We start from the raw sequence: 1,229 nt of genomic DNA, 5'->3' as shown, positions 1-1,229 counted from the left end.
TTGTGTATAAGAGACAGCCACAGCGTCAGCGCCGTCGCGGAGGCTCTGCGGGCGAGCCCGGTCTACGTCGATCCCGCGGCCGCCGGCCAGCTGTCACCGGCCGACGCGAACGCCCTGCGCGAGCAGATCAGGACAGCCGACAAACCCCTGTTCATCGCGGTCCTCCCGGCCGGCTACCCGACCGGGAACCTCTTCGCCGACCTGCGCACCGCCACCGGCGTCACCGGCCTGTACGCGATCCGCCTCGGCGACCGCTTCGACGCCCGCGCCGACGCCTCCGTGCTGTCCCGCACCGCGGTGCGGAACCTCGTCACCAGCGTCCAGGGCGAGAGTGACACGAAGACCCAGCTGAGCGACTTCACCGACCGTGCGCTGACCCGCATGGGCGGCTCGGCGCCCTCGTCCTGGGGATCCTCCGGAGGGGCCGGCGGGGTGGCGACCGCCGCGCTGATCACCGCGGGCGTCGTCGTGGTGGCGGGCGGCGCGGCCGCCTTCGGGCTGGCCCGCCGCAACCGCCGCCGTCGCGAGGCGGAGCGGCGGGCCGCCCTCGACCGGCTGCGCGTCGTGGTGGACGAGGACATCACCGCCTTCGGCGAGGAGCTGGACCGGCTGGACTTCCACCCGGCGGAGGCGGGCGCCGACAACGCCATGCGAGCGGACTACGAGCGCGCGCTGGACGCCTACGACCAGGCGAAGACCCTGATGGCGCAGGCCGTCGGGCCGGAGGACGTGCGCGCGGTCACCCAGGCCGTCGAGGACGGCCGCTTCAGCCTGGCCCAGCTCGCCGCCCGCCGGGCGGGCGGCGAGCTGCCCGAACGCCGGCCGCCGTGCTTCTTCGACCCCCGCCACGGCCCCTCGGTCGCCGACGCCGCCTGGACCCCGGTCGGCGGCACCCCGCGCGAGGTGCCCGTGTGCGCGGCCGACCGGACCCGGCTGGCCGACGGCCGCGACCCGGTGATCCGGCAGGTCGACACCGAGTACGGCCGCCGCCCCTACTGGGACGCGGGTCCCGCCTACGGCCCCTGGGCCGGCGGCTACTTCGGCGGCGGCATCCTGCCCGGCCTGCTGCTGGGCACCGCGCTCGGCGGTGTGATGGCCTCCCCGTCCTACGCGTCGGACTACGGCACCGGCTACGGCGACTTCGGCGCCGGCGGTTACCAGGGCGGCGACGTCTCGGGCGCGGACTTCGACCCGGGCGACTTCGGCGGCGGATTCGGGGACGGCGGGGG

Annotated in this window: 1 protein-coding gene; it reads left to right on the top strand. The window is 76.1% G+C overall.

All coding sequences use genetic code 11. The features are described from left to right. On the top strand, positions 1-1,229 hold a 1,229-nt coding region (locus FNH09_RS46445), incomplete at its 3' end, for a hypothetical protein (protein ID WP_152895881.1).

Origin of the sequence: Streptomyces adustus (assembly GCF_009377175.1) — a bacterium.
Lineage (GTDB): Bacteria > Actinomycetota > Actinomycetes > Streptomycetales > Streptomycetaceae > Streptomyces > Streptomyces adustus.
The sequence above is the reverse complement of the archived record's forward strand: the minus strand, read 5'-3'. Positions and strand labels throughout refer to the sequence as shown.